The sequence below is a fragment of the Staphylococcus sp. EG-SA-2 genome, from assembly GCF_017152085.1.
Genome location: NZ_JACYHC010000434.1, coordinates 1 through 5,575 on the forward strand (window position 1 = coordinate 1; position 5,575 = coordinate 5,575).

A 5,575-nucleotide genomic window follows, 5' to 3' on the forward strand; every position below is an offset into this window, starting at 1 on the left:
CATTTGCCAAGGCTAAAAATCGTTGGGATACAAAATCATTACCAGTAGGATTTTGTGAGTTTCCTTGATTCCCATTTGGTTGCCATTGACCTTGATTAGATCCATCTGAAGCATTTGGGTTCCATGTCCCCCCATTTTTCGAGCCACCAGAATGATTGGAATCCCCAGGTTGATCGGGATCTGGTGACGGGTTAGGATTTGGCTTATTAGGGTCTGGTTTTGGATTCGGATTTGGCTTTGGTTTATCTGGGTCTGGTTTTGGATCCGGTTTTGGTTTCGGGTTATCTGGATCTGGTTTAGGATTCGGACTTGGGTTTTGGTTATTTGGGTCTGGTTTTGAATCTGTACTTGGGTTTTGGTTGTTTGAGTCTGGCTTCACATTATTCGAATCAGGATTAGCATCACGACTATTCGAACCTGTTCCTTCATTACCCGTTTGATTTGATTCGTGAGGTGTCCCAGTCTCATTATTATTCATTTCACTATTTACTGATGGTGAAGTTATATTATGATTCAAATTAGTAGTTGGTTTTTCTCCATTTAAGTTATCCTTTGCTTCAACTGTGTGCGTTGCAAGCCCTAAACTACTACTACTTAAAATTAAAATACTTGTTGAAAGTAACATTTTCTTAAACCAATGATATGACATTTCACGAGACACCTCCCTTTTTCATGTAAGTATTAATCTAAGTATAATAAATATGCGTTGAAAATGCATTTATATTTGGAATTTGAAAATGAATATTAATATTCTTGAAATTTTCGTAAATATTGCTTTACAAGTACGAGTATAAATTTTATACTTAGTCTATTAAGTATTCTTTACTAAAGAAGGAGCAATAATTATGGGCTTATTTAAAAAAGATAAAAAAGCAATGACTTTTGACAATGCAATGGAAGAAAGACGTTCAATATATAATTTGAAAGATTCGATATCAATTAGCGATGACGAATTAGAATCAATGATTGCACATGCAGTTAAACATGTTCCTTCATCATTTAATTCTCAATCAACTAGAATTGTTCTCTTGTTAAATGACAACAATAATAAATTTTGGGATAACACAAAAGCAATTTTAAAAGAAGTCATGGGAGAGAATCGTGATTTCGAGCCAACTGAACAAAAAATTGATAACTTCAAACATTCATACGGTACAATTTTGTTTTATGAAGATCAAGATGTTGTAAGTGGTTTACAAGAACAAATGCCAAACTACTATGATAATTTTGCAATATGGTCAACTCAAACAAATGCCATGCATCAATTTGCAATTTGGACTGCATTAGCTACTAAAGGCATAGGTGCTTCATTACAACACTATAATCCACTTGTCGATGAGATGACTTCAAAAGAATTTAATATTCCTAAAAGTTGGAAACTTATTGCTCAAATGCCATTTGGTGATATTCGTGAAGCTGCTGGCGAAAAAACATTTAATCCAGTGGAAGATCGTTTCGTAATAAAAAAATAATCAATATATTGTTAAGAATGGGACAGAAATGATAAAGAATCATTAGTTATTCATTATGTAGTAGTTCTTACACATTAGCCGCTGCTAATGTGCACTTAAGAATAGGAATACATGAGTAAAACTCATGTATAAGAAATACTAATTTCTAAAGAAAAAGTATTTCTTTATGTTAGAGCCCACCCCAACTTGCATTGTCTGTAGAAATTGGTGTTCCAATTTCTCTATGTTGGGGCCCCATCAACTACTGTCAATATAACATTGTAGAGCCTAGGACTTTGATTTTATGTCTTGGGCTCGTTTTTTGCGTTTCAACATAACTTTTAGTAAGTTATATATAAGATCTATCAAGGATGCGATGTTATGAAAGTCCAAATTTATCAATTACCGATTATTTTTGGAGATAGTTCTAAAAATGAAACTCAAATAACACAATGGTTCGAAAAAAATATGAATGCTGAAGTAGATGTAGTCGTTTTACCTGAAATGTGGAATAATGGCTATGATTTAGAGCATTTAAATGAAAAAGCAGATAATAATCTAGGACAAAGTTTTTCATTTATTAAACATTTAGCTGAAAAATATAAAGTCGATATCGTAGCTGGGTCAGTTTCTAACATTAGAAACTATCAAATATTTAATACAGCTTTTAGTGTGAATAAAAGTGGCCAGCTGATTAATGAATACGACAAAGTTCATTTAGTTCCTATGTTAAGAGAGCATGAATTTTTAACCGCTGGCGAAAACGTAGCTGAACCCTTTCAATTGTCTGACGGTACTTATGTGACCCAACTTATCTGTTATGATTTACGTTTTCCAGAATTATTAAGATATCCTGCTCGTAGTGGTGCTAAAATTGCATTTTATGTGGCGCAATGGCCTATGTCACGTCTTCAACATTGGCATTCATTACTAAAGGCACGTGCAATTGAAAATAATATGTTTGTCATTGGAACTAATAGCACTGGATTCGATGGTAACACAGAATATGCTGGTCATTCGATAGTTATAAACCCAAATGGAGATTTAGTTGGAGAATTAAATGAATCCGCAGATATTTTGACTGTAGATTTAAACTTAAATGAAGTAGAACAGCAACGCGAAAATATACCTGTATTTAAAAGTATTAAATTAGATTTGTATAAATAAGAAGCGCCCGAAATAATATTTAACACATGTCATGACTAAACATAGATTTATGAGAGATTTTTCATAAGTCTATGTTTATTTTTTTATAATAGATAACTCAGTAAGAATCCATTTCGCCCTTTGCAAATGAATGATTTTCTTAATTAAATTGATTAATTTTTTGACCTTTTCCAACATTAGACTTATTCATATATTTTAACGGTGGGTCTCATAATGAGGATTAACTCTCCCCTTCTTTATTACAATAAAAAAGGCCGCGAGCTTGGGAGGGGCTCACGACCATACTTATTATTAAGGGAATGTTTTACAGTTATTTTTTCAATCTATTTTTGGGGATGTTATTAATTATGAAAAAAATTTTATTTATCAAATAATGATAAATCGATGTTGTTTACGATAGCTTACATGCTAGAAATAATTATCTGTAATGATAATTAAGAAAAATACATAGCACTGAGTCCAAGGAAACTAACTCTACTAGCAAATGTTACTCACTTGCTAATTTTACATGGTTATTAAGTTGGGATGGCTTAATAACTCATACTTTTAGTACTATACGAAGATAACAAATTTACAATGAAAGTAATTAATTATTCATCTTATTTTTTAGTGAATTTGTTCACTGTGTCGATAATCCATTTTACTAAGTCACCGATTGTTGAAATGATATCTTGTGCCATTGAAATCACTCCTTCCTTAATTAAGATAAAAATTCTTAAAATTAAACAACTCATCAACTATTTTCCATCACATCTCTGTGATCTAGTTATATTAAAACATGCTAAAAGCATTTATTTTCCAATTTTTCTTAACTAGTCGTTTTTTATTCTTAACTGTAAATTTTTTTATGTTAAAATATTAAATACAAATTACATTTAACAGTTAAGTATTTATTTCCTACAGTTAGGCAATATAATGATAAAAGATTGTACTAAATCGTATAATAACAGTGAGGAGAGTGGTGTAAAATTGAATTATTTTGATAACAAAATTGACCAGTTTGCCACGTATCTTCAAAAGAGAAATAACTTAGATCATATTCAATTTTTGCAAGTACGTTTAGGGATGCAAATTATAGTTGGTAATTTTTTTAAAATACTTGTAACATATAGTATTTCTATATTCTTAAGTGTATTTTTGTTTACCTTAGTTACACACTTATCCTATATGTTAATACGCTATAATGCACATGGTGCTCATGCAAAGTCTTCGATACTTTGTTACATACAAAGTATTTTAACATTTGTATTTGTACCTTATTTTCTAATTAATATAGACATTAATTTTACTTATTTACTGGCCTTATCTATTATAGGATTGATTTCCGTTGTTATTTATGCACCTGCAGCAACGAAAAAGCAACCTATACCAATAAAATTAGTAAAACGTAAAAAGTATTTATCTATAATTATGTATTTATTAGTTTTGATTCTATCCTTAATAATACATCCATTTTATGCTCAATTTATGTTATTAGGAATTTTAGTGGAATCTATTACATTATTACCTATTTTTTTCCCTAAGGAGGATTAATCATGAATACACTTGTTAATATGTTTTTTGATTTTATAATTAAATTAGCTAAAGCAATCGGAATTGTCGGTGGCGTAAACGCTTGCAGCAGTTTATTTGATGAACCTAAAGTACCCGCTGAATTAACGAATTTATACGACAAATAGTAAAAGTTATTTTAGAAAGTGTGTAGCATATGGAAACAATAAACAACTTAGCTATGGCCACTTTTCAATTAGTAATACTTTTTACAGTAGCCAAATTCATTTCCTTTGTTAAATTTAATTTAAGGGATTATTTTATTATAGTTGGAATTATAATTCCAACCATGTTTTTGTATTACTTCTATGGAAGTAGAGCCGTATTGATTCCAACTTTTTCATCTATCATATTTTTATTCTTTAAATTAAAGTACTATGCAATAGTAACAATTTTAGTGACCATGATCATAATGTATTTGAGTAATTTTGCAACAGTAGGTTTGTTTTTAACTTTAAGAAAATACACTACTGATCCTGCAATACTCTTACCATTATATATACTTTCTTTTTCATCAGTTTCATTATTAGCGACATATTTGGTAAGAATATCTCTAAAGAAATTTAAAAAATCATACTTATCTTTAAATAAAACTTATATGATTATAATTTCATTCGTATTATTTGCAACATTTGCATTTTTTTATATTTATTCTACAAATACAAGTTCAAACGGTGATAGCTTAATTCCATATGCACTTGTATTTATAGGATTAATAATTTTTATCTCTGTTGTAATACTTATAATGTCGCTTTTCACCCTTAAAGAGATGAAATACAAACGAAATCAAGAAGAAATTGAGACCTATTACGAATACACATTAAAGATTGAAGCAATTAATAATGAAATGCGCAAGTTCCGTCATGATTATGTCAATATCTTAACGACACTTTCAGAATACATTCGCGAAGATGACATGATTGGTCTACGCGCTTATTTCAATAAAAATATTGTACCTATGAAAGATAATTTGCAGATGAATGCTATTAAATTAAATGGTATCGAGAATCTTAAAGTACGTGAGATAAAAGGCTTAATTACTGCGAAAATTTTACGTGCACAAGAAATGAATATTCCAATTAGTATCGAAATACCCGATGAAGTAAGTAGCATTAACTTGAATATGATCGATTTAAGTCGCAGTATTGGTATTATTCTTGATAATGCAATTGAGGCATCAACTGAAATTGATGACCCTATCATTCGCGTTGCATTTATTGAAAGTGAAAATTCAGTAACGTTTATTGTTATGAATAAATGCGCTGATGATATACCACGCATTCATGAATTGTTCCAAGAAAGTTTTTCTACTAAAGGTGAAGGTCGTGGTTTAGGTCTATCAACTTTAAAAGAAATTGCTGATAATGCAGACAATGTCTTATTAGATACAATTATCGAAAATGGTT

General features: G+C 30.2%; 6 protein-coding genes and 1 pseudogene. 5 read left to right on the top strand and 2 right to left on the bottom strand.

Features of this window, described 5'->3' with window-relative positions; translation table 11 throughout:
• A pseudogene (locus tag IDG60_RS05345) lies at positions 1-649 on the bottom strand (SdrH family protein); the annotation flags it as partial.
• A gap of 196 nt (positions 650-845) precedes the next feature.
• Here IDG60_RS05345 and IDG60_RS05350 point away from each other — a divergent pair.
• The gene (locus tag IDG60_RS05350) at positions 846-1,472 is read left to right on the top strand and encodes a nitroreductase family protein (protein WP_000522381.1); all 627 of its coding nucleotides are present in this window, start codon (positions 846-848) and stop codon (positions 1,470-1,472) included.
• Between the two features lie 360 nt (positions 1,473-1,832).
• Positions 1,833-2,618, top strand: coding sequence for a carbon-nitrogen family hydrolase (locus IDG60_RS05355; RefSeq protein ID WP_000867951.1), 786 nt, complete (start codon positions 1,833-1,835; stop codon positions 2,616-2,618).
• A gap of 599 nt (positions 2,619-3,217) precedes the next feature.
• Here IDG60_RS05355 and hld read toward each other — a convergent pair.
• Complete coding sequence (hld, locus tag IDG60_RS27400) at positions 3,218-3,298, bottom strand: delta-hemolysin (protein WP_000046022.1); 81 nt, start codon at positions 3,296-3,298, stop codon at positions 3,218-3,220.
• A 289-nt stretch (positions 3,299-3,587) separates the two neighbouring features.
• Between hld and IDG60_RS05365 the strand changes: the two genes are divergently transcribed.
• The 3 genes from IDG60_RS05365 to agrC all read left to right on the top strand — a co-directional run.
• The gene (locus tag IDG60_RS05365; RefSeq protein WP_001105696.1) at positions 3,588-4,151 is read left to right on the top strand and encodes an accessory gene regulator AgrB; all 564 of its coding nucleotides are present in this window, start codon (positions 3,588-3,590) and stop codon (positions 4,149-4,151) included.
• Between the two features lie 2 nt (positions 4,152-4,153).
• Complete coding sequence (gene agrD / locus IDG60_RS05370) at positions 4,154-4,297, top strand: cyclic lactone autoinducer peptide AIP-II precursor (RefSeq protein ID WP_001094921.1); 144 nt, start codon at positions 4,154-4,156, stop codon at positions 4,295-4,297.
• Positions 4,298-4,326: 29 nt separating this feature from the next.
• Positions 4,327-5,575 (top strand): quorum-sensing sensor histidine kinase AgrC (agrC, locus tag IDG60_RS05375; protein ID WP_206160543.1); only part of this gene is annotated, 1,249 nt, incomplete at its 3' end.